19 protein-coding genes, 1 tRNA gene and 2 pseudogenes are annotated in these 25071 nt (G+C 34.6%); 9 read left to right on the forward strand and 13 right to left on the reverse strand.

The features are described 5' to 3' along the window. From ACK5ON_RS01715 to ACK5ON_RS01730, 4 genes and pseudogenes are all read left to right on the forward strand, one after another. Positions 1-1872, forward strand: a pseudogene (locus ACK5ON_RS01715) (TonB-dependent receptor); the annotation flags it as partial. Positions 1873-1884: 12 nt separating this feature from the next. Beyond that, a complete protein-coding gene (locus tag ACK5ON_RS01720; RefSeq protein ID WP_409819275.1) occupies positions 1885-3258 on the forward strand; it encodes a DUF5689 domain-containing protein in 1374 nt (457 codons plus the stop codon). A 53-nt stretch (positions 3259-3311) separates the two neighbouring features. Beyond that, complete coding sequence (locus ACK5ON_RS01725) at positions 3312-3749, forward strand: hypothetical protein (RefSeq protein WP_409819278.1); 438 nt, start codon at positions 3312-3314, stop codon at positions 3747-3749. A gap of 224 nt (positions 3750-3973) precedes the next feature. Further along, positions 3974-5875, forward strand: a complete 1902-nt coding sequence (locus tag ACK5ON_RS01730) for a S9 family peptidase (protein WP_409819280.1) — start codon at positions 3974-3976, stop codon at positions 5873-5875. A gap of 34 nt (positions 5876-5909) precedes the next feature. Here ACK5ON_RS01730 and ACK5ON_RS01735 read toward each other — a convergent pair whose 3' ends face one another. Then, on the reverse strand, positions 5910-7430 hold the full coding sequence (locus ACK5ON_RS01735; protein ID WP_409819282.1) for a T9SS type A sorting domain-containing protein: 1521 nt from the start codon (positions 7428-7430) through the stop codon (positions 5910-5912). Positions 7431-7437: 7 nt separating this feature from the next. Next, complete coding sequence (locus tag ACK5ON_RS01740) at positions 7438-10803, reverse strand: T9SS type A sorting domain-containing protein (RefSeq protein ID WP_409819284.1); 3366 nt, start codon at positions 10801-10803, stop codon at positions 7438-7440. Positions 10804-11002: 199 nt separating this feature from the next. Here ACK5ON_RS01740 and ACK5ON_RS01745 point away from each other — a divergent pair. After that, positions 11003-11323 (forward strand): annotated as a pseudogene (locus tag ACK5ON_RS01745) (helix-turn-helix transcriptional regulator); the annotation flags it as partial. 42 nt (positions 11324-11365) lie between these two features. On the opposite strand, the gene ACK5ON_RS01750 reads toward ACK5ON_RS01745, so the two are convergent. The 7 genes from ACK5ON_RS01750 to pdxA form a co-directional block, all read right to left on the reverse strand. After that, entirely contained in the window at positions 11366-12040 is a 675-nt protein-coding gene (locus ACK5ON_RS01750) for a hypothetical protein (RefSeq protein ID WP_409819286.1), read from the reverse strand. A gap of 652 nt (positions 12041-12692) precedes the next feature. Continuing rightward, entirely contained in the window at positions 12693-14039 is a 1347-nt protein-coding gene (accC, locus tag ACK5ON_RS01755) for an acetyl-CoA carboxylase biotin carboxylase subunit (RefSeq protein WP_409819287.1), read from the reverse strand. 97 nt (positions 14040-14136) lie between these two features. Beyond that, a complete protein-coding gene (gene accB, locus ACK5ON_RS01760; RefSeq protein WP_396173080.1) occupies positions 14137-14616 on the reverse strand; it encodes an acetyl-CoA carboxylase biotin carboxyl carrier protein in 480 nt (159 codons plus the stop codon). A gap of 85 nt (positions 14617-14701) precedes the next feature. Further along, positions 14702-15691 carry a beta-ketoacyl-ACP synthase III gene (locus ACK5ON_RS01765; RefSeq protein ID WP_409819290.1) on the reverse strand — a complete coding sequence of 330 codons (990 nt, stop codon included), beginning with the start codon at positions 15689-15691 and terminating at the stop codon, positions 14702-14704. A gap of 158 nt (positions 15692-15849) precedes the next feature. Beyond that, positions 15850-16044, reverse strand: coding sequence for a 50S ribosomal protein L32 (gene rpmF / locus ACK5ON_RS01770; RefSeq protein ID WP_342694841.1), 195 nt, complete (start codon positions 16042-16044; stop codon positions 15850-15852). Positions 16045-16053: 9 nt separating this feature from the next. Continuing rightward, a complete protein-coding gene (locus ACK5ON_RS01775; RefSeq protein WP_396173084.1) occupies positions 16054-16596 on the reverse strand; it encodes a YceD family protein in 543 nt (180 codons plus the stop codon). Between the two features lie 85 nt (positions 16597-16681). Further along, complete coding sequence (gene pdxA / locus ACK5ON_RS01780) at positions 16682-17728, reverse strand: 4-hydroxythreonine-4-phosphate dehydrogenase PdxA (RefSeq protein ID WP_409819292.1); 1047 nt, start codon at positions 17726-17728, stop codon at positions 16682-16684. 60 nt (positions 17729-17788) lie between these two features. Between pdxA and ACK5ON_RS01785 the strand changes: the two genes are divergently transcribed. Next, positions 17789-18379: a riboflavin synthase gene (locus tag ACK5ON_RS01785; protein WP_396173088.1), complete on the forward strand. Its 591-nt coding sequence runs from the start codon at positions 17789-17791 to the stop codon at positions 18377-18379. Between the two features lie 405 nt (positions 18380-18784). Here ACK5ON_RS01785 and ACK5ON_RS01790 read toward each other — a convergent pair. After that, positions 18785-18858, reverse strand: a tRNA-Ile gene (locus ACK5ON_RS01790). Positions 18859-18966: 108 nt separating this feature from the next. Next, complete coding sequence (gene mce, locus ACK5ON_RS01795; protein ID WP_396173090.1) at positions 18967-19368, reverse strand: methylmalonyl-CoA epimerase; 402 nt, start codon at positions 19366-19368, stop codon at positions 18967-18969. 153 nt (positions 19369-19521) lie between these two features. Between mce and rbfA the strand changes: the two genes are divergently transcribed. Both rbfA and ACK5ON_RS01805 read left to right on the forward strand, forming a co-directional pair. Further along, the gene (gene rbfA / locus ACK5ON_RS01800) at positions 19522-19914 is read left to right on the forward strand and encodes a 30S ribosome-binding factor RbfA (RefSeq protein WP_396173091.1); all 393 of its coding nucleotides are present in this window, start codon (positions 19522-19524) and stop codon (positions 19912-19914) included. Position 19915: 1 nt separating this feature from the next. After that, positions 19916-21118, forward strand: a complete 1203-nt coding sequence (locus ACK5ON_RS01805) for an ABC transporter permease (protein ID WP_409819295.1) — start codon at positions 19916-19918, stop codon at positions 21116-21118. A 132-nt stretch (positions 21119-21250) separates the two neighbouring features. On the opposite strand, the gene dusB is transcribed toward ACK5ON_RS01805, so the two are convergent. Further along, on the reverse strand, positions 21251-22243 hold the full coding sequence (gene dusB / locus ACK5ON_RS01810) for a tRNA dihydrouridine synthase DusB (protein ID WP_396173094.1): 993 nt from the start codon (positions 22241-22243) through the stop codon (positions 21251-21253). A gap of 220 nt (positions 22244-22463) precedes the next feature. On the opposite strand from dusB, the gene lepA reads away from it, so the two are divergent. Further along, entirely contained in the window at positions 22464-24260 is a 1797-nt protein-coding gene (lepA, locus tag ACK5ON_RS01815) for a translation elongation factor 4 (protein WP_409819297.1), read from the forward strand. Positions 24261-24413: 153 nt separating this feature from the next. Here the strand turns inward: lepA and ACK5ON_RS01820 are convergent. After that, the coding region (locus ACK5ON_RS01820) for a 1-phosphofructokinase family hexose kinase (protein WP_409819300.1) at positions 24414-25071 on the reverse strand (658 nt) is incomplete at its 5' end.

Below are 25071 nucleotides of genomic sequence, written 5' to 3' on the forward strand. Positions count from 1 at the left end.
CAAGATGGGGAAAAGCGAAATTCTCGTGATAGAGAAGTTGAAGAGCCGATTAATATGTTGACACATTATTGGAAAATCAATGATAAAACACAATTGACATCCAACGTAATGTATCAGTTTGGTAAAATTGGAAATTCAAGAATAGATTTTCAAAACGTGCCAAACCCTGATCCTACATATTATAGAAATCTTCCTAGTTATTTTACTTCTTTATACGAAAATGACCCCGCATTTGTGCCAATAACCGCTTATCAGCCAGGTGGACTTGGTGGTTTACCAACTCCAGATTTGTTAGGTGCGCTTTCGGCTCCTTTTTTAACCAACAGACAGATAGATTGGGACTCAATGTATCGTATTAATACAGATCTAGTAGGGATTAATCCTGATGGCTCTGAAATAAGAACACCTGGAAGAAGTAAATATGTTCTTTATGAAGATAGAACAGATGATAAATTATTTACTGCCAATACTATTTTAAGCAGTCAACTTTCAGATAATATATCTTTAAATGGTGGACTTAGTTACAGCAATCTTAGATCAGCAAACTTTCAGTACTTAACAGACTTGTTAGGCGGAGATTACTACCTAGACATTGACCCATTTCAAACGGGTACAAGTCAATTTACCGATTTGAACAATCCAAACAGAGAAGTTCGTGTAGGAGATAAGTTTGGCTACAACTATAATTTATTTGCCAATCATATAGATGCTTTCACACAATTTAAATTTGTTTATAAGAAAATTGATTTTTTCATCTCACAATCATTCAGTAGAAAAGAATATCAAAGAGAAGGATTATACAAAAACGGTATTTATCCAAACAGTTCATTAGGCAAAAGTGATAAGATTGACTTTGATAATTTTGGATTTAAAGGAGGATTAACCTATAAAATTTCAGGTAAACAATTCATTACACTAAACGGATTGTATATGTCTAAAGCACCATCAATGCGAAATGTGTTCTTTAATGCTCGTTTAAGCAACGAACCCATTCGAAATTTAAGGAGCGAAATTGTATCTAATATTGATGCATCATATACAGTTAAAACACCAAAATTCAAAGGAAGGATTACCGGATTTATGTCTAATATTAAAGATGCTACAGAAACATCATTTTTCTTTGCAGAAGGCGCATTTGAAGACCTTGATGGTGACGGTGGTGATGCCTTTGTTGCCGAAATCGTTACTGGTTTAGACAAGTTTAACATTGGCGCTGAACTTGGTTTAGAATACCAAATAACATCTACATTAAAAGCAACGCTTGCAGCATCTTACGGAGAATATATTTACAGCAACAATACAAACGTAGTTTTAAATGACGACACTAGAGCTTCACAAGGTTTGTCTCCATTGGTAAACTTAGGTGAATCAAATTTAAAAAATTACAGACAACCAGGAATGCCTCAACAAGCTTATGCTCTTGGAATTGAATATAGAGACCCAAAATTCTGGTGGGTGGGTGCCAATGTTAACTATCTTTCAGATACTTATCTTGATGTATCATCTGTTTTAAGAACCCAGTCGTTTGTCAGAAATCCTGCTTCGGTAACAGGACAACCTTTCCCTGAAATTACTCAATCAAGATTAGATCAATTATTAGCACAAGAAAAGTTTGACCCTTACACTCTTGTAAATTTAACAGGAGGGAAGTCTTGGAGAGTTTCAGGAAAAAACCCTGTAACTCTTGGTTTATTTGCTACATTAAATAATATCTTTGATGTGCAATACAAAACTGGTGGTTTTGAACAAGCAAGAAACGCAAATTTCAGAGAATTAAATCAAGATCAAGCTAGCGGAACACCTTCGTTTGCACCAAGATATTTTTATGGTTTCGGAAGAACCTACTTTTTTAACTTTTACATAAATTTCTAAAAAAAAATAGATATGAAAACAAATTTTTTAAAATCAATATTATCACTTGCTTTTATAGCAATTTCAGCAATAAGTTGTGTAGACGACCAATACACAACTCCTAGTTTTGATTGCGTTGGAGAAACACTTCAAGTAACAAAACAAGTTAGTCAAATTCCTGCTTCTTCAATTGTAACTCAATATACACAAGATGATATAATTGAGGCCTATGTAGTTTCAAGCGATAAAGAAGGAAATTTTTACAAAAGCGTTTCTTTCCAAACATTAGATGGTTCAAAAGCATTTAGCGTTCCTATGGATATAGAAGCTACATTTGCTAGCTTTGAAGTAGGAAGCAAAATCTTTATCAAAATGCAAGGTTTATATACTGATATTTCAAATGATGGTATGAGAATAGGTGGTTTATTTGTTAACTCATCTGGAGAAGCTGGTGTAGGAAGATTATCAAGACTACAAGTAAGAGCGTCATTATTTAATTCGTGTAAAATAAAAAGCGAAACGGAATTAGTACAAAGCATTTCTTTACTAGATGTTGCTAAAAACGCAAACATCAACAAACTTATTGAAATTGATGGTGTGCAATTTGTCGATGATGCTGTAAGCGATACTTATTACAATCAAACCATTGATGTAGGTGGTGCTACAAACCACTTGATTACCGATAGATTTGGTACAAAATTAGTTTTTAGAACTAGTAGCTTTGCTGGATTTGCTAATAAAACAGTACCATCTGGTAGTGGAAAAATTAGAGGTATATTAACCAAATTTGGTGACACCTTCCAGTTTGTTGCTCGTTATGAAAGTGATATACAATTGAGTCAAGCTCGTTTTTTGCAATATCCAGCTTTTTTTAGCCAAGATTTTGAAAGTATTAATAACCTTGGGAATGGAGCTTTTATTAGTCTTCCAGGATGGAGTAATAGATCAATGAACAGTACTCAAGCTAATCCAGAACGTTGGGAAGCAAGAATATTTAGCAATAATAAATATGCACAAATGTCTTTATTTGGCACCTCAGACACCAATGGTGATGTTCGTTTGATTACACCTGCAATTAACCTTAACAATTCAGCAAACGATATATTAAAATTTGGTATTAAAACAGCTTTTTGGGAAGGTTTAGCATTAACGGTTTGGTATTCTACTAATTATAATGGTCTTGGCGATGTGGCTTCTATAAATGCGGCAACTTGGACAGAATTAACAACAAACATTCCAAGCATTACCGATGATGGATTTGCTACAAATTTTTATGAAATGTTTGTAAATACGTCTTCAATATCAGGAACCAATGTACACTTTTCTTTCAGATATCAGGGAGGAACTAATACAGGTGTTACAACATTATACCAAGTTGATAATATTCAAGTTATTGGAGGAAATTAAAAATTAATTATTGCTTTGATAAAAGTTCTATCAATTGCATTAAAAGTTTAAATATGAAAAAAATAATTTTAACAATAGTGTTTCTGTCTTTTTTCGCAATAGCTTGTGATTCAGAAGACGATGTAACCTATACAACTCCCGATTACATTTCTGGAAAATGGTTTTTTGATAAACAAGGAACTATTAATACTCAAAATATAGTTATTTATCAAGATTATGTAAATACCACAAATTGTGAAAAAGACAATCTTGAATTTCACCCAGACGGAACGTATACTTCTAATGATTTTGAAGCAAATGGTTCTAATTGTGTAAACGATGTTATAAACGGGGATTATGAGGTAATCAATAAGGAAATTAAGTTAACATATACCGAAGGAAATATTGAATTTGAAACTGTTTTTACCATTGTTTCATTAACATATACCGATGTTACAGTAGCTGGAACTAATGATTTAGGCGAAATAATATTCTTTAAATTAAAAAGGTAATATTCTACTTATTCATATAAAAGGCTGTTTTTACGGCCTTTTTTTGTATAAATTTGTTTTGCTGTAAGTAATATAGTCAAAGTTGTTTATGCTAAAAAATATAACATAACAACAGCTTTTCAATATATTATATATATATTATTTTTTTACAAATAATAGCAGAATAGTAAATAAATAGCATAAAAAACCGTAACCATTTATTCATAAAACATTTTCAGAAACCCATGAAAAAAACAACTTTTTTCTTCACCATCATAATAATACAAATGACATATTCACAACAAGTGTTATCACCCGAAACACTCTGGAAATTAAACCGTCTAACTGCACTTGGTATTTCAAAAGATAAAAAATCAGTTGTTTATAAAGTGAGTACGCCTTCGGTGGAAGAAAACAAATCCAATAGTAAATTTTACACTATTCCACTTTCTGGAGGTAATCCTATCGAAGTAAAAGACACCAAAGATTTGTTGGCAGATAAAAACGTTTCTGCTGACGGCAACTATATTTTGTCTTCTCAAGAAGTAAAAACCGAAAAAGTATTCGGAAAAGATTTTTATCCCGATTTGCAAAAAGCCGATGCACAAATCTATAACGGTCTCGATTACCGCCATTGGGACACTTGGAATAACGGAACACACAACCACGTTTTCTATGCCGAAAACAAAGAACAAGCTACACAAATTGACATCATGAAAGACGAACCTTTTGATAGTCCGCAAAAACCATTTGGAGGCGATGAGGATTTTATTTGGACACCTTCTGGGAAAAGCATTATTTATGTGTGTAAAAAGAAATTTGGAACCGCTTATGCTGTTTCTACCAATACGGATTTGTACGAGTACAATTTAGAAACAAAAACCACCAAAAATCTAACCGAAAGTAATGCAGGTTACGATACCAATCCAGCTTTTTCTCCAACGGGCGATTTAACTTGGTTACAAATGAAACGCGATGGCTATGAAGCCGATAAAAACGATATCATCGTCCGTTTTAAAGGAATGAATATCAATTTGACTGCCGCTTGGGATGGTTCAGTAGAAAGCTTTAAATGGAGTGCAGACGGGAAGAAAGTGTATTTCCTTGCGGCTGTAGATGGAACCCAACAACTATTTGAAGTAAACTTCCCAGGATTGACAAAAATCGCAGTATTGGTGAACCAAGTAACAGCTGGCGATTTTGATGTGCATGATATCGTAGATGTTTCTGGCGAGAACTTTATCTTGACTAGAACCGACATGAACCATGCTTTGGAAATCTATTCTTACAATACCAAGAAAAAAACTTGGTTACCATTGACGAAAACCAATGAAGAAACCTATGCTAAATTAGCTTTGCCAAAATACGAAAGACGTTATGTAACTACAACCGACAATAAAAAAATGTTGGTTTGGGTTATTCTTCCGCCCAATTTTGATAAAACCAAAAAATACCCAACGCTATTATATTGCCAAGGCGGACCACAATCGCCTTTGACACAGTTTTATTCCTTCCGTTGGAATTTTTCGTTGATGGCTTCGCAAGGATATATAGTTGTAGCGCCAAACAGAAGAGGAATGTATGGACACGGACAAGCTTGGAACGAACAAATTTCCAAAGATTGGGGAGGACAAGTGATGGACGATTACCTTTCCGCTATTGATGATGTAGCCAAAGAAAGTTATGTTGATAAAGCGCGCTTGGGTTGCATAGGAGCAAGCTATGGTGGCTATTCCGTGTTTTATCTAGCTGGAATACACAACAACCGTTTTAAAACATTCATTGCACACGACGGCGTTTTCAATACCCAAAGTATGTTTGGGACTACCGAAGAAATATTCTTTAACAACTGGGATTTTGGGGGTGCGTATTGGGAGAAAGACAATGTTGCGGCACAAAAATCATACACTCAGTTCAACCCAATCAATTTTGTGGATAAATGGAACAAACCAATCCTAATCATACAAGGCGGATTAGACTTTCGTGTACCAATAGGGCAAGCTCAAGAAGCTTTTCAAGCGGCACAATTGCGTGGCATAAAAAGCCGTTTGCTTTACTTCCCCGAAGAAAACCACTGGGTGCTCAAACCACAAAACGGTTTAGTATGGCAACGAGAGTTTTATAAATGGTTGAAGGAAACTTTGTAAAACAAAAAAATCTCATCGTGATGATGTGTTTTTTTTAATTATTACCTTTCACAATTTTTTCCACGCCATTCCTGCCATTTCCCTTAAACTTGACGAGATAAACTCCATTAGAAAGATTACTCAAGTCAAAAGATGCATTGTCTCCCTGGGCGCAATTGAAGGATTTCATAACCTCTTGCCCCAAGTAATTATAAACACTCACTTTTTCATACAAGCTCTCACTATTATCAAAAAACACAACACCACTGGTTGGGTTGGGATATAATTTCACCAAAAGATTAATATACTCTTCATTGGACAAAGTGCCAGGGTTTAAACGGATGATGGCAGAACAGCTCAAAGTATTGTCGGGACTGGCAACACCGCCTGTAACCACTATTTTATTGTCGGGTTGGATTAGGACGGATGACGCATATCCATTAGTAACTTGAAAGTTACCATCTACAAAACCATTAGTTCCAAAACTGGTGTCAATAACTCCGTTATTCAAATACCTCAAAACAGTAAAAACATCTGCATCAAATCCACCAGCTAAAATAATTTTACCATCAACTTGTAACGCTACATCAGAAAATCTGCTCGGATAACTGGAAACTACAATACCATTGTTGCCAAAAGACGTGTCTAACAAACCTGTACTAGTGTAACGTGCCATAGCAAGTTTATAATTTACTTCAAACGAAGAACAACCACTAGCTATTATTCTTCCTTGTGAGTCAAACACTATTTTATCTATATAATCTGAAAAACTAGTGTTAACAGTAGTAACAACCTTTCCGTTTACTCCAAATGAAGTATCTAAATTTCCATTTGCAAAATATCGTGTCATAGCAAAATCCTTAGCAAAGGGGGCATTTATGGTATAACCACCTAAAATTATTTTCCCATCCTGTTGCACAGCAATACAATTAGCAAAACTTTCAGTACCCGAAAAAGGAGTTTGAACTACACCATTTATCCCAAAATCAGGGTCTAAACTACCGTTATTTAGCATTCTTGCAACCGTAAAATATTGTGCGGTACTGCCCGAAGTGCCACCTAAAAGTATTTTACCATCGGCTTGAAGTGCCACACAAGTACCCCTATCTTGCATAGTGCCAAAACTCAAATCCAAATAACCATCTTCACTAAAACTTGGGTCTAATGCACCATCAGGTAGCAATCGTGCTACCCAATAGGCATTAGGATATGTATTATTTTGTTGTAATCCCATGATAATAATTTTATCATCGGGCTGAATAATCATATCTTGAGGATAATAACCACCATTAGTAAACACAGAACAAATAGAGTTTCTAACAAACCCATTAGTACCAAAGCTTGTATCCAAACTGCCATCGCCATTAAATCTATTCAAGATAGTAGAGCAGTAATTTTCATTAAGTCCAAAAGTTACAATTTTACCATTTGATTGAAAATGAGAAGCTAAGGCAGCAAAATATTGAGAAACACAATTGGTGTTTTTACCATCGGTGTCAAAATTCATGTCAAACGAACCAGCTTGTGCCAATCCTTTTACAGATACAAGCAATACTAATAAAAAGTAGCTTTTCATGAATGAATTATTTTATAATAATAGTTTTAGTGATGGTTTTACTTTCAGCAGTAAAGGTAATAAAATAGGTTCCTTTTTTCAAGCTCAATAAATTTAATTCATTCTCTTTATTTAGTATAACATCCTGTCTAAATACTTTTTGCCCTAAAACGCTATAAACTGTAATAGTCAAATTATTTTGACTTAAATCTTTACTAGTTATGTAAAATAGCCCATTACTAGGATTAGGATAAAATGTAATGATATCGTCATTTTCAATAGTAGTGGCATCAGGTTCTGCATCATAAAAAATAGAGCTAGTTTTAGCTTCTGTACTACTTCCTGATGGAAAAATTCGAGTCACATTTAATGCTGATAATCCATTATAAGTAGTAAACTTGCCACCAATGATGATTTTACCATCACCTTGACGCTCCATACACCATACCGTTCCGTTAGTTCCACCACTTGCTAGTCCAAATCCTTGTGTATCTCTGCTTCCATTAGAGTTAAGTCGTATCATTTCATCACAATTTGTTCCTTGATAACCGCTAAAATCGCCTGATGCATAAATCTTTGTGCCATCAATATCCAAATCTCTCACTAAACCATAGGTGTTAGTAGATGTATTTAAAACGGTGTTATTAAATGCTGTCCCTACGGCAAAGGTTGGATCAAGTAAACCGCTTGGAAATAAACGCACAATGTTATTTCTACTGGTACCATTATAAAATTGAAATACACCACCAATTACAATATTATTATTGTTATCCAAAACGATATCTTCAATATGAGTATCAAAGAAACCATCAACAATGTTTTTTGTTAATCCTCTATTTGCACCTACAAAATTATTGAAGTTCAAATCAATTGTTCCGTCATTATTTAATCGTGTTAAACAATTAACTAAAACTCCGTTAAAATAATTAAAATAGCCACCGACTAGTATTTTGCTGTCAGGTTGAACAAGAATTTCATTAGGGGCACTATTAAATCCAGGCCCAGAATAATTAGGGTCGCTACTAAAAATATTAGGATTAAACGATAAATCTATAGCCCCATCTGGGTGTAATCTAGCAATTCTATGTCGAGCTGTACCATTATATGAAGTAAACATACCTCCTATTAATATTTTACCAGTATTTACACCACTACCATCTGGATATATGTAACAACAATAAACTACAGAGTTAGATCCTGAAATGCCATCAGTATTTGGAGTTGGAATAGTATTAAAGGTAGTATCAGGAGACCCGTCTGCATTTAACCTTATAATACCTGTACCAGTTGATCCTCCATTAAATCCACTAAAGTTTCCCACTAATATTACTTTATTATAATTTACCCCACTGTTCTTAATAACTTTCATGTCTAGTGGTACAGACTTTGTTTGTGTTGGACCGGTGCTAATAAAACTTGTATCCAATGTTAAATTCAAATTTAAACGAGCTATATTACTACTAGATACACCATTATAAGTTCCAAAACCGCCTGTGATTATTATTCTTCCTGTACTTTGAGTATCCACATTTTGAACAACAGCATTTGCACGAGTTCCAGCAACCAATTGAGGTGTAACTATTATTTGCTCTGCAACAATAATTCTTACAATAGCTGTTGTAAAATTCAATGTGCAACTATTATCAACAATTTTATATATTAAATCATAGCTCCCTATTGTGACACCAGGAGGAAATGAAATAATTCCATTACTATTTATAGTTGGCAATGGTAATATTGAAGGTGTAACTGACACAAATGAAACAGTAACATTACTATTGGTTGCTTGAACACCATTTGTAGTATCGTTACTTAAAACGCTAAGAGTTGTACCTCCTGTCAAAGTGTTAATAGGAGCAGTGAAATTATCATTAGTTGCTACAATTGGAAGACCTCCTACTTTTATTATCACTGTTGTTTGAGAACAATTTGTAGCCACCCAATAATTACAAATACTATAAGTAAGAGTGTAGGTTCCAAAAACACTACTTGGTGGAACTGTAATTATTCCATTATTGTTGATTGTTGCACCTATTAATCCTCCATTATTTACAAGAGATACAGTTGGCATTCCTAGTTGCGTAGGATTAATTATAGCATCATTATACCAATCATTACTTAACACTGAAGCTGAACTTCCACCTAAACAGCCATTTATAGTTGTTGATGAAAAATTATCAGGTGCAGCATAAATTACTCCAGCACCTCTTTCAGCACGATTATTCTTAAGATAGGGATCCGTTTGATTACCTGCAATGGTTGCAACATTAATGTGACTTCCCAAAGGGTTTACTGTAGCAACAATTGACATAGTTGCAGTAGCTCCAGTGGCCAAATTTCCAATGTTCCAAAAAGGAGTCATCCAAGTTCCTGCACTAGGAGTGGCACTAACCAGAGTAAAGCCCGAGGGCATATTATCTGTTACTACTACACCTGTTGCAGAGCTTGGGCCTGTATTTGTAGCGGTTAATGTAAATGTAACAGTACTACCAACTAAAGGAATAGTATTATTGATATTTTTAGTAATACTCAAATCTGATAAGCATTGACTTGTTGTGGCTGTAACTGCTATAGATGTTGGACTATAACAATTATTCACTGTATCATAAAATGCTGCATAGTAAGTACCAGCTAGAACACTTGCTGGATTACTAACTAAACTTGTTCCATTTGCAGGAGTAGAAGTATGCCAAGTTAAGTTAGTGTTTGCAGGTTGATTACTAGCCGTAATACTATTCAAATTTACACCACTATTAGGACAAATATTACTTATGCTTGTTGAACTTATATTAGGTGCATTATTGCCTGCTCGACAAATAATTATATTTGTGATTTTACATGGATTTGAGACCCAACTAGAAGTTCCAATATTGTCAAATGAAATTGAAGTAAAGGGAATTGTAGATCTTATTGTAACAGCGACATTTCCATAATTTGTTACAGTTGGCGCTACGGTTGGTAGACTACAAATGAGATTATTGCCATTCGAAATGACACCACAGAGGTTTGAAAAAGAAATTGTACCTAAGGTATTTGTTGAAACAAAAACTCTGTCTGGATTAGGAAATCCATTTGCAAATATATAATTGTCAACACTTGAAAATGGGACTCTAAAACTTGTAACAGGAGTACTAAAATTAAAGACAATAGCTCCATACCAAGTTGATGCTCCATTTCCATTAAATGATGCAGATGGTTGACAAGTATTGTTTGCAGGACTAGTAGGATTTTGATATGGCTGTGTAGATAAACCTATACCAGTAACATTTACTCCATTAATTGAACAAGTTCCATTATAAGGTGGTAATGCTGATTCTTCATTAGGGTCAATAGAATATTGTCCCAGTAAAGTATTTGAAACACAAAACACAAATAATAAAATAATTTTTTTCATAATAAAATAGTTTGAGTAGTTACATTTTATAAATTTCATTCAAAAATTCTTGCGTTTTACAATAAACCACCAATTTTCTTAGGATATATTTTAAGCGCATAATAGCGCATAAACTTGCTTAAAAAGAAATTAAATGTATATTTGTATACTAAACTTTAGTATTATGGAACAACAAAAACTTAGTTAGGCAAGAAAAGCAAAGGGACTAACTCAAAAACAAATGGCACTCAAAATAGCCATGGAACAAACCACCTATTCTAGAAAAGAAAGAGGCAAATCTCCTATAAGCGACGAAGAATGGAACCGTTTTGCAAAAACGCTAGAAGTCCCTGTTGAAGAAATTAAAGAAGTTAATAATTCAAGCAATGCCAAAAATGAAAACTGCACTATTAATGATAGCTCAATAGGTATTCAAATTGTAACAATGCCACAAAATGCTTTTGAAATCATCGTAAAGTACAACAACAAACTCGAAGAAGAAAACCAATCATTAAAAGAGCAACTAAAAAAAGCCCAATAAAATAAATCATTGAGCTTCTCCAAACAAAAAAAACCTAAAATCCTAGTTCAAATCACCTTCCGCTTTCTTCTTCGCCGCTCTCATGCGCTGCACTATTTTTCCAGTGGTATATTCATCCTGAGTAACACTCCCTTTAAAAACCAACTTGCCATTTCTAACAATTTTTTTAATCATTTTCAATAGCTCATCATAATGAACTTGGTTAGCATCCGTTAGTTGCTTGCGGTTATTAAAAAGCTCATTTTGCTCGTTGTTCTTCTGAGTCAAACTTACTTTATAATCCGTCAATACATCAGCAAAATTAGCATCCATTCCTTGTGCTACTAGTGAATCTTGGTTACTAACAACAAATTGTTTAACACTCTCTATCTTCAAAATAGCACCTTCAATATTGCGGTTTAACAAATCATTTTTCAAACCAGTAACAATGGCAGTGTTCAACGAAGCATCAGCAAAATAAGCACTCAAAAAATTCAAGTCTGTATTCAATCTTTTTGCCTCAGCATACAAACTTTCGGTAACCGCCTTTTGGCTCTCAGTAAGAACCAAACTACTCTCCAATTCCTTTACAAAATCAAGTTTTGCAACAAACCCTTCTTTAAAAGCATTATCCATTTTAGGAAACTTAGCTTTAATAGCATCAAAATCACGAGTATAACTCGTCAACACAAAATCGCCATAAGGAGCAACTTCTTCAATTTTTACATTCGCATTCATAATTTAAATTTTTTAGGTGAAACAATTAATTAATAGAAAAATAGTTCAAAAGCCATTAACCCAAAAATCACAAAACGCATGCCTAAAAATTCAAAAAGTAAGATTTTAACTAATGTTTAACAATTTGCCAATTAAAACAAAACCCCTTAAATCCGTAGCAAAAAAATCTTCGCACTCTTAGCATAAACCTTTGCGCACTTCACCATTATAAAATCTTTAAAATCCGTTTAATCCGTGGCAAAAAAAACTTTTGCGCACTTCGCGTAAATCTTTGTGAGCTTTGTGGTTAAAAAATCTTCAAAATCCGTTTAATCCGTGGCAAAAGAACCTTTGCGCACATCGCGGTTAAAAAACTCAACAAGGGTGATACCATCCTCAATTGGGGTTTTTCTGTATTCAGTTAGGGTGATAGGGCAACCAGCAAGGGTTTTTTAGTATTCAGTTGGGGTGACAGAGTAACCAGTAAGGGTTTTTCTGTATCCAGTAGGGGTGATAGAGCAACCAGCAAGGGTTTTTCTGTATCCAGTTGGGGTTATGGAGGAACCAGTAAGGGTATTTGAATAGTAAACTGGAGTAATAGTGCAGCTACCTAGTTTTTCCCTCAAATAAATAATAAACAAAAAACCCAACTTTCTCAAGTTGGGCTTTCAATTTATTCCGGGTCGTTCATTTTAAACGTTTCCATAAACTTCGTAGTATAATTTCCAGCTACATAATCCGGTTCATCCATCAACTGTCTGTGGAACGGTATGGTCGTTTTAATACCTTCAATCACAAATTCATCCAGCGCACGTTTCATTTTATTGATAGCTTCTTCTCTAGTTTGCGCAGTTGTAATCAACTTAGCAATCATCGAGTCATAGTTGGGCGGAATAGTGTACCCGGCGTAAACGTGAGTATCTAAACGTACTCCATGCCCTCCTGGAGAATGCAAAACGGTAATTTTCCCTGGCGATGGTCTAAAGTCATTATATGGATCTTCAGCATTAATTCGACATTCTATAGAATGTAACTGTGGTAAATAATTTTTACCCGAAATAGGCACACCAGCAGCTACTAAAATCTGTTCCCGAATCAAATCATAATCAATCACTTGTTCCGTGATAGGATGCTCTACTTGAATACGAGTATTCATTTCCATAAAATAGAAATTCCGGTGTTTATCCACCAAGAACTCTACTGTTCCCGCACCTTCATATTTAATGAATTCGGCAGCTTTTACAGCCGCTTCACCCATTTTATTTCGCAAATCATCCGTCATAAAAGGCGATGGTGTTTCCTCAGTCAATTTTTGATGACGGCGTTGCACCGAACAATCTCTTTCAGACAAGTGACATGCTTTTCCGTATGAATCACCCACAACTTGAATTTCAATATGTCTTGGTTCTTCAATCAGTTTTTCTAAATACATACCATCATTGCCAAAAGCCGCAGCCGACTCTTGACGAGCACTTTCCCACGCTTTTAGCAAATCTTCTTTTTTCCAAACGGCACGCATTCCTTTTCCGCCACCACCAGCGGTAGCTTTTAGCATTACTGGATAACCAAACTCATCGGCAATTTTTTCGGCCTGTTCGTATGATTCTAAAATACCTTCCGAACCAGGAACACAAGGAACTCCAGCGGCTTTCATCGTTGCTTTTGCAGAAGCTTTATCTCCCATCCTGTCAATCATTTCAGGTGATGCACCAATAAATTTGATACCATGTTCTTGACAAATTTTAGAAAACTTAGCATTTTCAGAAAGGAAACCATACCCTGGATGTATCGCATCAGCATTTGTAATTTCTGCAGCGGCAATAATATTTGACATTTTCAAGTAGGATAAATTACTTGGCGGAGGACCTATGCACACGGCTTCGTCAGCAAACCTTACATGCAAACTTTCTGCATCGGCAGTCGAGTATACAGCCACAGTTTTAATGCCCATTTCGCGGCAAGTTCTAATGACACGAAGTGCAATTTCCCCTCTATTGGCAATTAATATTTTTTTAAACATCTTTATGTAATTAGATAATTAGACAATTTGAATAGGTATCAATCAAAAATTAGTTGTTGGAAAAACTTCCAACTTCCAACTTCCAACTTCTAACTTTTTAAGATGGGTCAACTAAGAACAAGGGTTGGTCAAATTCAACAGGTGACATATCATCCACAAGAATTTTCACAATTTTCCCCGTGATTTCTGCCTCAATTTCGTTGAATAACTTCATCGCCTCAACTACACAAAGCACATCGCCTTTAGAAATTGTATTTCCAACTTCTACAAAAACTGGCTTGTCTGGAGAAGGTTTGCGATAGAACGTTCCAATCATTGGAGATTTTATAGTAACATATTTAGCATTGTCATCTGCGACTGCAGCTGGTGTGGCAGCTGGTGTAGCAGCAGGAATTGCGGCAACTGGTGCAGCTATAGCTTGTTGCATTGGTGCTTGTTGTACATAAGTAATATCAGGAGAATTACCTTCTAACGTAGTTCGGATAGTAATTTTTATATCGCCGGTCTCTAACTTTACTTCGGCAACTCCAGAATTGGATACAAATTTGATTAGGTTTTGAATTTCTTTTAAATCCATAATTAGTTAGTTTTAGAATTAGTTTATTGTTTTTTTTCGCTGCGCTCCAATTAATTAATTTTCTTAATATCAAATGCCTCGAGTGTTAGTATGCCCATTTTAAATAGATAGAACCCCAAGTGAATCCTCCTCCAAATGCGGCAAAAATTAAATTATCTCCTTTTTTAAATTTATTTTCAAAATCACTCAATAACAAAGGCAATGTAGCGGAAGTAGTATTGCCATATTTTTGAATGTTTACCAATACTTTTTCTTCATCTAGTCCCATTCTACTGGCAGTGGCGTCAATAATTCTTTTGTTGGCTTGATGCGAGATTAACCAGTTAACGTCGTCTTTGGTTAAATTATTACGCTCCATTATTTTTTCACTTACATCAGCCATTCCTGAAACGGCGTATTTGAAAACTGTTTTTCCATCTTGAAAAACAAAGTGTTGCCTATTTTGAACAGTTTCAATTGACGGTGGAAGCAAAGAGCCACCAGCATCAATTTTCAAATAGTCTCTGCCAATACCATCGCTTCTTAAATACTCATCTTGCAATCCTAAACCTTCAAAGTTTGGTTCAAACAATACAGCGCCAGCGCCATCTCCAAAAATGATGCAAGTGGCTCTGTCGGTATAGTCAATGATTGAGGACATTTTATCAGCTCCTATTAGTAGAATTTTTTTATATCGCCCAGATTCAATATAAGCAGCGGCATTTGACATTCCATAAAGAAAACTGGAACATGCGGCCTGCAAGTCGTATGCAAATGCATTAATGGCTCCAATTTGTGTTGCTACAAATACTCCTGTTGCAGCTACAGGCATGTCTGCCGTTGTAGTTGCCATAATGACTAAATCTATTTCTTTTGGGTCGATGTTGGATTTGGCAATTAAATTCTTAGCAGCTTTGATAGCCATATAAGAAGTGCCTTTGTTTTTTTCTTTTAAAAGCCGTCTTTCTTTAATTCCAGTGCGAGTAGTTATCCATTCATCATTGGTGTCAACCATTGTTTCTAGCACTTGATTTGAAAGAACAAATTCTGGGACATAAGCTCCAACTGCTGTAATTGCGGCTGTAATTTTATTCATAAAAATTCTATTTTTTCTTCCCAAAATTTCTTGTTGAAAAGTTGTGGAAATTACAAAAAAAAATTAAACCTAAGGTCTTTAGGATTGGATATTTGTTTAAATGGTTCAAAACAAAAAAACTCCCACCAAGTGAGAGTTTGTTTTGTAAAAAACTTTAATTATGCAACAGCTACTGATTTATCAATAACTACTTGACCTCTGTAATACATTTTGCCTTCGTGCCAGTATGCTCTGTGGTATAAATGCGCTTCTCCGGTTACTGGACAAGTTGCAATTGTTGCAACAGTTGCTTTATAATGTGTTCTTCTCTTATCTCTTCTTGTTTTCGAGATTTTTCTCTTAGGATGTGCCATTGTACTATATTATTTATCCGTTAATAGTTGTTTTAATTTGTCCCAACGCGGGTCAATATCATCTTCTTTTTTTGCTTCTTCTTTTACTTTTTTAACCTGTAATTCTTTTAGTTTTTTTAATGTTTCTGTTTGCAATGTTCCATCTTTTACCCCTGGATGTACTCTTTTGTGAGGAACAGACAAAACAATCATTTCATAAATGTATTGCGATAAATCTATTTGATGTTCTCCATGTGGAAGTATCAATAATTCATCATTGTCATTGTTGAATTCGTCTCCAAACTGAACTACTAATTTAATTTTTCCTTTAATAGGCAAATCAAATAATTCTCCAGTCAAGTCACAGGGAACATTAACAGTACCTTTGTGTTTGAAATTGATTTCCAGCATAGTTGTCTTTTTTTCAAGAACAACTTCTGCCAAAATATCAGAACTTTCGAATTCATCAAAACTAAATTGGTCAAAGAACTTTTTATTTATTTTAAATCCAAACTGATGTTTTCCTAATTTTAATCCTATGAAAGGAATTAAATATTCATTCGTACTTTTCATCTAAACAACAATTTGTGCCGACATTTCGGGAGTGCAAAGATATAAAATTATTGTAATTTTAATATGCTTATAAACATTTTTTTGTTTATAACTGTTTTTCTTTTGTTTTCAAGGGATTTTTGCTGATTTCTTGGTATTGATTTCTACAATTATAGATGTCAATTGCGGTATAAACTGCTTCTTTGAGAGAGTTATAATCGGCAATACCTTTTCCAGCAATTTCGTATGCGGTTCCATGATCTGGTGAAGTTCTTATTTTATTCAATCCAGCAGTATAATTTACACCATTACCAAAAGACAATGTTTTAAAGGGAATTAATCCCTGATCGTGATAAGTAGCTACAACGGCATCGTATTTTTCATATTGATTACTTCCAAAAAAACCATCAGCAGCATAAGGGCCAAAAACCAAAGTTCCTTTTGCATATAGTTTTTTTATGGCTGGTTTTAGGATTTCATCGTCTTCTTTGCCAATAACTCCATTATCTCCAGCATGAGGATTAAGTGCAAGTACAGCAATCTTTGGTTTGTTTATTCCAAAATCTTGTGTTAAAGCCAGTTTTATGGTTTCAATTTTTTGAGTAATTAGCTTTTCGGTTAGGTGTTTGGCTACCTCATTCACGGGAATATGATCAGTCAATAAACCTACTCTCAAATTATCTTGAACCATAAGCATTAAAGCATTTCCTTCTAATTCTTTGTCTAAATAATCAGTATGTCCAGGAAATTTGAAGTCTTCTGACTGGATATTGTATTTGTTGATTGGTGCAGTTACCAGTACATCAATTTGATTTTCTTTTAGCGCTTTTGTAGCTGCTACAAATGATTGAATAGCATATTTTCCAATAGTTGAATCATTTACTCCAAAATTAAGTTCAACTCCTTCTCGCCAAATATTTAAAACGTTTATTTTGCCAAGAACCAATTGGTCTAATTTATCAATCCCATGAAGTGGCGCTGTTAGTTCCAATGTTTTTTTGATAAAAGAAAGTACTTTCACATTGGCAAAAATAACAGGTGTGCAAAGCTCTAACATTCTAGAGTCTTCAAATGTCTTCAGGATAACCTCGCTTCCAATACCGTTTAAATCTCCAATGGATATCCCAACGATTATATTTTCTGCTTTTTTCATAGGAATGGCAAGTTATTTATTGCTAATTTTGAAGTGCAAATTTAGTAAAATAAAACCATAATGTTTACAGGAATAATTGAAACCCTAGGAATTATAAAAGAAATTAAAAGCGATGACGATAATCTTGATATAACAGTTTCATCTTCGATTACCAATGAATTAAAAATTGACCAAAGTGTTGCCCATAACGGTGTTTGTCTTACTGTTGTGGCCATAAACGAAGAGCAATACACAGTAACCGCGATTAAAGAAACTATAATTAAAACTAATCTTAGTGATTGGAAAGTTGGCGATTTACTCAATTTAGAACGCGCTATGAAACTTGGCGATCGGCTAGATGGACACATTGTTCAAGGACATGTTGACCAAATAGGGATTTGTAAATCTGTTGAAGAAGCTAATGGAAGTTGGTATTTCACCTTTGAGTATGATAGTAAATTAAACAATATAACTATCGAAAAAGGTTCCATTACTGTTAATGGCGTTAGTTTGACCGTTGTTAATTCAAAAGAAAATGAATTTAGTGTTGCTATAATTCCATACACTTACGAACACACAAATTTTAAGAATTTTAAAATCGGAACAAAAATAAATTTGGAATTTGATGTTGTGGGAAAATACGTCGCCAGGTTATATGTACTAAGTCAATAGCTTTAAATTTTCGTGAATTTGTAAAGTAAAAAGCATCCCTTTATTAGGATGCTTTTTTTGTATTTAGTCTATATATTTTATAAAACGCGAACAATACACAAAGAGTTGTTAAAACAAACAAACCCCCATCCAAAGGCAGACCTGGTGGCGGTGGCGGTGTAGATGGTGGTGGTGGATCAGGAGCAGCTATAACATTTGTTAAAGGCAGCAAAAACACAACCATTATGATTATAATTCTATTTGGGACAATTCTCATAGTGCGTAAAAGTAAAAAAAAAATCCAATCTCCAAAACAAATTATTTAATTAATCGACAAACTTAATGAAATGATAATTATTAAAACCTCGTTTAATCCTAAATTTTAACAATTTAAAAAAAGACCTCATTCTGGAGGTCTTTTCGTTGTGGTCCCACTTGGGCTCGAACCAAGGACCACCTGATTATGAGTCAGGTGCTCTAACCAACTGAGCTATAGGACCAGTTTACTTCACAGATTATAATATTATTAATCGGTGTTCAAAGAATAAAGCGGACTTTATTTTGAGGTTGCAATATTACCACAAATTTTTATTTGATGCAACTATTTTTTAGTTGATTTCTTGACAAAGTTCAATCAAAACACCGTTTGTTCCTTTGGGATGCAAAAAAACGACAAGTTTGTTATCAGCACCTTTTTTAGGTGTTTCATTTAGAATTGTAAAGCCTTCATTTTTTAAACGGGTTACTTCTGTTAGAATATTTTCAACATCAAAAGCAATGTGATGAATTCCTTCTCCTTTTTTTTCAAGGAATTTGGCAATGGGACTTTCAGGATTTGTGGCTTCCAATAGTTCAATTTTATTTGGGCCATTCATAAAAAAGGATGTTTTCACGCCTTCGCTGGTAACTTCCTCTTGTTTATAGGGTGCGTTTCCAAATAGTTTTTCAAAAAGCAAATTGGAAGTTTCCAAACTTTTCACAGCGATACCTATATGTTCTATTTTTCTCATGATTAATTTATTTAGCTACAAAGCCACAAAGGCACGAAGATTTTTATAATAAAACAAAATAAAGACTTTATAATACACGAAAAGCAGACATTCTAGAAATAAACTTTGTGGCTTTGTGCCTATGTAGCTATAAAAAAATTGTATTTTTGAGCCATGGAAACTAATAGACAAAAGAAAATAGGCAGTGTATTGCAAAAGGATTTAGTAGCTATTTTACAGGGTGAAGTCCGCAAAAACGGCATTACAAACCTGATAATTTCTGTTTCAAAAGTAACCGTTACTACTGATTTGTCTATTGCAAAGGTTTATTTGAGTGTTTTTCCGCAAGACAAGGCCAAAGATTTATTAGAGGCAATTAAGACTAATGCGCCTTTAATCAAGCATGATTTGTCGCAACGGGTAAAATTGCAGTTGCGTAAAGTACCTAATCTTGCTTTTTACATTGATGATTCATTGGATTATATCGAAAAAATTGACAATGCATTAGCAGGCAAAGAAAATCCAATTGAAAACCGAGAACTTTTAGACAAACGCAAGAAATTTTAACTTGAATTTTTCGCTATACATAGCTAAACGATACCTTTTTAGCAAGAGTAAAAATAATGCTATCAATATCATTACAGGCATTGCTTCTGTGGGAATAATTGTTGGCACTATGGCTTTGTTCGTTGTTCTTTCTGTTTTTAGTGGTTTGCGTGATTTCAGTTTGTCTTTTTCCAATGATTTTGATGCAGATTTAAAAGTTATCCCTCATGTTGGAAAATCTTTTTTTATTTCATCCAAACAAGAAAACCAATTAAAAAACCTTAAAGACATTGCTTCTTTTAGCAAAGTTGTTGAAGAACGAGTGCTTTTCTTTTTTGATGGAAAAGAACAAGTAACCTATTTGAAAGGAGTTGATGCTAATTTTACTGAAACAAATATACTGTCGCAAAACAACATTTTCAATGGCCAATGGTTAAAACCAAACACCTATCAAGTAGTTATTGGTTATGGAATTTCCCAAAAATTATCACTTGGTCTATTTGATTTTAACAATCCTTTTGAGGTTTATGTTCCTCGAAAAGGGAAAGCTGTAATTGAAAGTGAAGCCGATGCTTTTAATAAAACCACTTTAATTCCGGTTGGGATTTACGCCATAAGCGAAGATTTGGATAGTAAATATGTTTTTTGTGATTTGGCTTTGGCTCAGCAATTGTTGGAATTTCAATCCAATCAGGTTTCAGGAATCGAAATTAAATTGAAACCCAATGTTGACGAAACTAATATTATACAAAAATTAAATGCTATTTTTCAAAATAAAGCAGAAATTAAAAATAGAGCACAACAAAATGCTACACTTTATAAAATGTTGAATACCGAAAACATTGCGGTTTATTTGATATTTACATTAGTTATAATTATTGCACTTTTTAACTTAATTGGTGCTTTGATTATGATGGTTTTAGACAAGAAAAGTAATTTGAAAACTTTGTTTAATTTGGGTTCAGAAATCAAAGATTTGAAGAAAATATTTCTACTACAAGGCACTTTACTTTCGATTATTGGGGGAGTTATTGGATTAGGATTAGGAATTATTGTTGTTATAATTCAACAACAGTATAAACTAATAATGATAACTGAATCGTTGGCTTATCCGGTGGTTTTTACTTTTCAGAATGTCCTAATTGTTTTCGGAACAATAGTCCTACTTGGTTTTATCGCTAGTTTAATTGCCAGCAGTCGAGTGACTAAAAAACTGTTGGATTAAAAAAACTTTCATGCCTTATATGGTAAAAAACTAAACCATTAAGAAATTAAGGTTCATTAAGAATCAATTGACCGAAACTTAATTTTCTTAATCTCTTAATGGTTTTTAAATTTATTTTTGTGTCCGATAGGATTAAACAAACTGATAATCTGCATACACTTCTTCAATTTCATCCAAAGCTTTGAATAAACTTTCCGCCGTTTCTAATGTAACCAATTTTAATCGATGTTCTTTGAAGTTAGAAACTCCTTTGAAATAATTGGTATAATGACGGCGCATTTCAACAATGCCAACACGTTCTCCTTTCCAATCCATTGACCAGGTTAAATGATTTCGAGCGGCTTCAATTCTGTCAAACATGGTAGGTTGTGCCAAATGTTGCCCTGTTTTGAAATAGTGTTTGATTTCGTTAAAAATCCAAGGATAGCCAATGGCGGCGCGACCAATCATCATGCCATCTAAACCAAATTTATTTTTGTATTCCAATGCTTTTTCAGGCGAATCGATATCGCCATTTCCGAAAATAGGCATCGTTATTCGGGGATTACTTTTCACACGGGCAATATGTGACCAATCGGCACTTCCTTTATACATTTGGGCACGCGTTCGGGCATGAACGGTTAAGGCTTGTACGCCAATATCTTGTAATCTTTCGGCAACTTCGTCAATATTAATAGAATTTTCATCCCAGCCTAAACGAGTTTTTACAGTTACTGGTAAATTAGTTCCTTTGATAACGGCTTTGGTCAAGCGTACCATCAAATCGACATCTTTCAAAACACCAGCACCGGCTCCTTTGCAAACGACTTTTTTTACTGGACAACCAAAATTAATATCAATTAAATCGGGCTGAACAGCATCGACAATCTTCGCGGACATTGCCATAGCTTCTTCATCGCCTCCAAAAATTTGAATGCCAACGGGTCTTTCGTAATCGAAAATATCCAACTTCATGCGGCTTTTTATAGCATCACGAATTAGCCCTTCGGAAGAAATAAATTCGGAATACATCAAATCGGCACCATGCAATTTGCACAACCTGCGAAAAGGTGGATCGCTCACATCTTCCATAGGTGCAAGAAGTAAAGGGAAATCGGGTAATATGATGTTGCCTATTTTGGGCATACTATTAATTTTGGGCAAAGATAGAAAAATTAAAATTCAATTTTTTGAACCATTAAGGGATTAAGGCGCATTAAGTCTTAACTTTCTTAATTGCTTAATGGTTTAAAAGGAATATGTTTCAAAACTTTGCGCTATATTTGCCGATTAAATGCGAAAGCATTTTTGCCCATTCGAGACGCAGGTCGAACAGTATGGAGTAAAAAATTGACAGATAAAGAGAATGAAGCATATTAGAAATTTTTGCATTATTGCCCATATTGACCACGGGAAAAGTACGTTGGCAGACCGATTGTTGAGTGCTACCCAAACCGTTACGGCTCGTGAAGAAAAAGCGCAGTTGCTCGACAATATGGATTTGGAACGCGAACGTGGAATTACGATAAAAAGTCACGCCATTCAAATGGAATATAAATATAAAGGAGAAGATTATATTTTAAACCTTATTGATACTCCGGGTCACGTTGATTTCTCGTATGAAGTTTCCCGTTCTATTGCGGCTTGTGAAGGCGCTTTATTGATTGTAGATGCAGCGCAAAGTATTCAGGCACAAACGATTTCAAATTTGTATTTGGCTCTAGAAAACGATTTGGAGATTATTCCAGTGCTAAATAAAGTGGATTTACCAAGTGCTAATCCGGAAGAAGTGAGCGACGATATTATTGATTTATTAGGTTGTAAATTAGAAGATATTATTCACGCTTCGGGGAAAACGGGTTTTGGTGTGGAAAATATTTTGGCTGCCATAATTGAGAAAATTCCTCCACCAAAAGGTATAAAAGAGGAACCGCTTCAGGCCTTGATTTTTGATTCGCATTACAATCCGTTTCGAGGAATTGAGGTTATTTTCCGAATAAAAAATGGTGAAATTCGAAAAGGACAAAAGATAAAATTCATGGCTACCGGCAATGAATATTTTGCGGATGAAGTAGGAACTTTGAAATTAAACCAAGTACCAAAAGATGTAATTTCGACGGGTGATGTTGGGTATTTGATTTCAGGAATAAAAGAAGCCAAAGAGGTAAAAGTTGGGGATACGATTACCGATGCCAAAACACCTACAACAAATATGATTACCGGTTTTGAAGATGTAAAACCAATGGTTTTTGCCGGAATCTATCCGGTTGACACGGATGATTATGAAGATTTGCGTTCATCGATGGAAAAATTGCAATTGAACGACGCTTCCTTGGTTTTTTTGCCCGAAAGTTCTGCAGCGTTGGGCTTTGGTTTTCGTTGCGGGTTTTTAGGAATGTTGCATTTAGAAATTATACAGGAACGTTTGGAGCGCGAATACGATATGACGGTAATTACTACGGTTCCCAACGTTTCGTATTTGGCGTATACTAAGAAAGATCCTGAAACACCATTTGTAGTTAACAATCCATCCGATTTACCAGAACCATCAAGGTTAGACCGAGTAGAAGAACCATTTATAAAAGCAACCATCATTACCAAATCAGATTACGTTGGGAATGTGATGAGTTTGTGTATTGAAAAACGGGGTGTAATTACCAATCAAACCTACTTAACCACTGAAAGAGTAGAGTTGAATTTTGATATGCCTTTGGCGGAAATTGTATTCGATTTTTATGACCGATTGAAAACGGTTTCTAAAGGATATGCATCGTTTGATTATTCCCCAATTGGCATGAGAGCTTCTAAATTAGTGAAATTGGATGTTTTGTTAAATTCGCAATCGGTTGATGCGCTTTCGGCTTTAATTCATGAAAGCAACGCGTATACCATTGGTAAAAAAATGTGTGAAAAACTGCGTGAGTTAATCCCAAGACAACAATTTGATATTCCAATTCAAGCCGCAATTGGAGCTAAAATCATTGCTCGTGAAACCATAAAAGCGTTGCGTAAAGACGTTACCGCCAAATGTTATGGTGGTGATATTTCGCGTAAGCGTAAGCTTTTAGAAAAACAGAAAAAAGGAAAGAAAAGAATGCGTTTAGTAGGAAATGTTGAGATTCCTCAGGAAGCGTTTATGGCGGTGTTGAAGTTGAATGATTAAAGCCCCCTAACCCCCAAAGGGGGAATTAGAAAAAATAGTGAAGACCCTATGGCGAAAAAGTTGTTGGTTTTTTTTAAGATTATACCCTGTGAGGCATAATAGTTAAAAAAATAAATTCTTAAATGAACTTAAATTTCTTATATGGTTTAAAATTTAAGATTGCATCTCTTTAAATAGTTTTTCCACATCTTCTACTTTAAAAAGCTGTGTTCCTTCGTTCATTGTTGCCGCTGTTCCGCAACAAACTCCTATTTGAATTACTTCTTTTAAAGATTTATTTTGAGATAAAGCCCAAACCATCCCTCCAACCATGCTATCTCCAGCTCCCACTGTGCTTTTCTTTGCTACTTTTGGTGCAGGAACAAATTTGGTTGTTTCTTTTGAAACTAAAATGGCGCCTTCAGCACCAAGGGAAACTACAACAATTTCAGCAGCACCTTTATCTACTAAGTTTTTTGCTCCTTTTTCAACATCGAGTAATTCTAGTCGTTCAATACCGATGAGTTTTGCGAGTTCTCCAATATTGGGTTTGATTAAATAAACGCCAGTTTCCAGCACTTTTTGCAAAGCTTCTCCCGAGGTATCTACAATTACTTTTATGCCCGAAGCTTTGGCTGTTTCGGCTATTTTTTGATATAAATCGGTTGGCAAACCTTCATTCAAACTGCCACTGATGACTAAATAATTGGTGTCTAATTTTGATACGACTTCGATTATTTTATCTGTTTCATCAACGAATAATTTATTCCCTGGAAACCCAAATCGGTATTGGGATTGTGTTGAAGTATCAAAAGCGATGAAGTTTTCTCGT

Origin of the sequence: Flavobacterium sp. (assembly GCF_046317795.1) — a bacterium.
Classification (GTDB): domain Bacteria; phylum Bacteroidota; class Bacteroidia; order Flavobacteriales; family Flavobacteriaceae; genus Flavobacterium.

Excerpts from the sequence above, each read along its gene's own strand:
- ACK5ON_RS01720 (WP_409819275.1), top strand. The coding sequence starts at position 1,885 with ATGAAAACAAATTTTTTAAAATCAATATTATCACTTGCTTTTATAGCA.
- ACK5ON_RS01735 (WP_409819282.1), bottom strand. The coding sequence starts at position 7,430 with ATGAAAAGCTACTTTTTATTAGTATTGCTTGTATCTGTAAAAGGATTG.
- rpmF (WP_342694841.1), bottom strand. The coding sequence starts at position 16,044 with ATGGCACATCCTAAGAGAAAAATCTCGAAAACAAGAAGAGATAAGAGA.
- ACK5ON_RS01730 (WP_409819280.1), top strand. The coding sequence starts at position 3,974 with ATGAAAAAAACAACTTTTTTCTTCACCATCATAATAATACAAATGACA.
- accB (WP_396173080.1), bottom strand. The coding sequence starts at position 14,616 with ATGGATTTAAAAGAAATTCAAAACCTAATCAAATTTGTATCCAATTCT.
- ACK5ON_RS01750 (WP_409819286.1), bottom strand. The coding sequence starts at position 12,040 with ATGAATGCGAATGTAAAAATTGAAGAAGTTGCTCCTTATGGCGATTTT.
- lepA (WP_409819297.1), top strand. The coding sequence starts at position 22,464 with ATGAAGCATATTAGAAATTTTTGCATTATTGCCCATATTGACCACGGG.
- accC (WP_409819287.1), bottom strand. The coding sequence starts at position 14,039 with ATGTTTAAAAAAATATTAATTGCCAATAGAGGGGAAATTGCACTTCGT.
- rbfA (WP_396173091.1), top strand. The coding sequence starts at position 19,522 with ATGGAAACTAATAGACAAAAGAAAATAGGCAGTGTATTGCAAAAGGAT.
- dusB (WP_396173094.1), bottom strand. The coding sequence starts at position 22,243 with ATGCCCAAAATAGGCAACATCATATTACCCGATTTCCCTTTACTTCTT.
- ACK5ON_RS01725 (WP_409819278.1), top strand. The coding sequence starts at position 3,312 with ATGAAAAAAATAATTTTAACAATAGTGTTTCTGTCTTTTTTCGCAATA.
- pdxA (WP_409819292.1), bottom strand. The coding sequence starts at position 17,728 with ATGAAAAAAGCAGAAAATATAATCGTTGGGATATCCATTGGAGATTTA.
- mce (WP_396173090.1), bottom strand. The coding sequence starts at position 19,368 with ATGAGAAAAATAGAACATATAGGTATCGCTGTGAAAAGTTTGGAAACT.
- ACK5ON_RS01785 (WP_396173088.1), top strand. The coding sequence starts at position 17,789 with ATGTTTACAGGAATAATTGAAACCCTAGGAATTATAAAAGAAATTAAA.
- ACK5ON_RS01765 (WP_409819290.1), bottom strand. The coding sequence starts at position 15,691 with ATGAATAAAATTACAGCCGCAATTACAGCAGTTGGAGCTTATGTCCCA.
- ACK5ON_RS01775 (WP_396173084.1), bottom strand. The coding sequence starts at position 16,596 with ATGAAAAGTACGAATGAATATTTAATTCCTTTCATAGGATTAAAATTA.
- ACK5ON_RS01740 (WP_409819284.1), bottom strand. The coding sequence starts at position 10,803 with ATGAAAAAAATTATTTTATTATTTGTGTTTTGTGTTTCAAATACTTTA.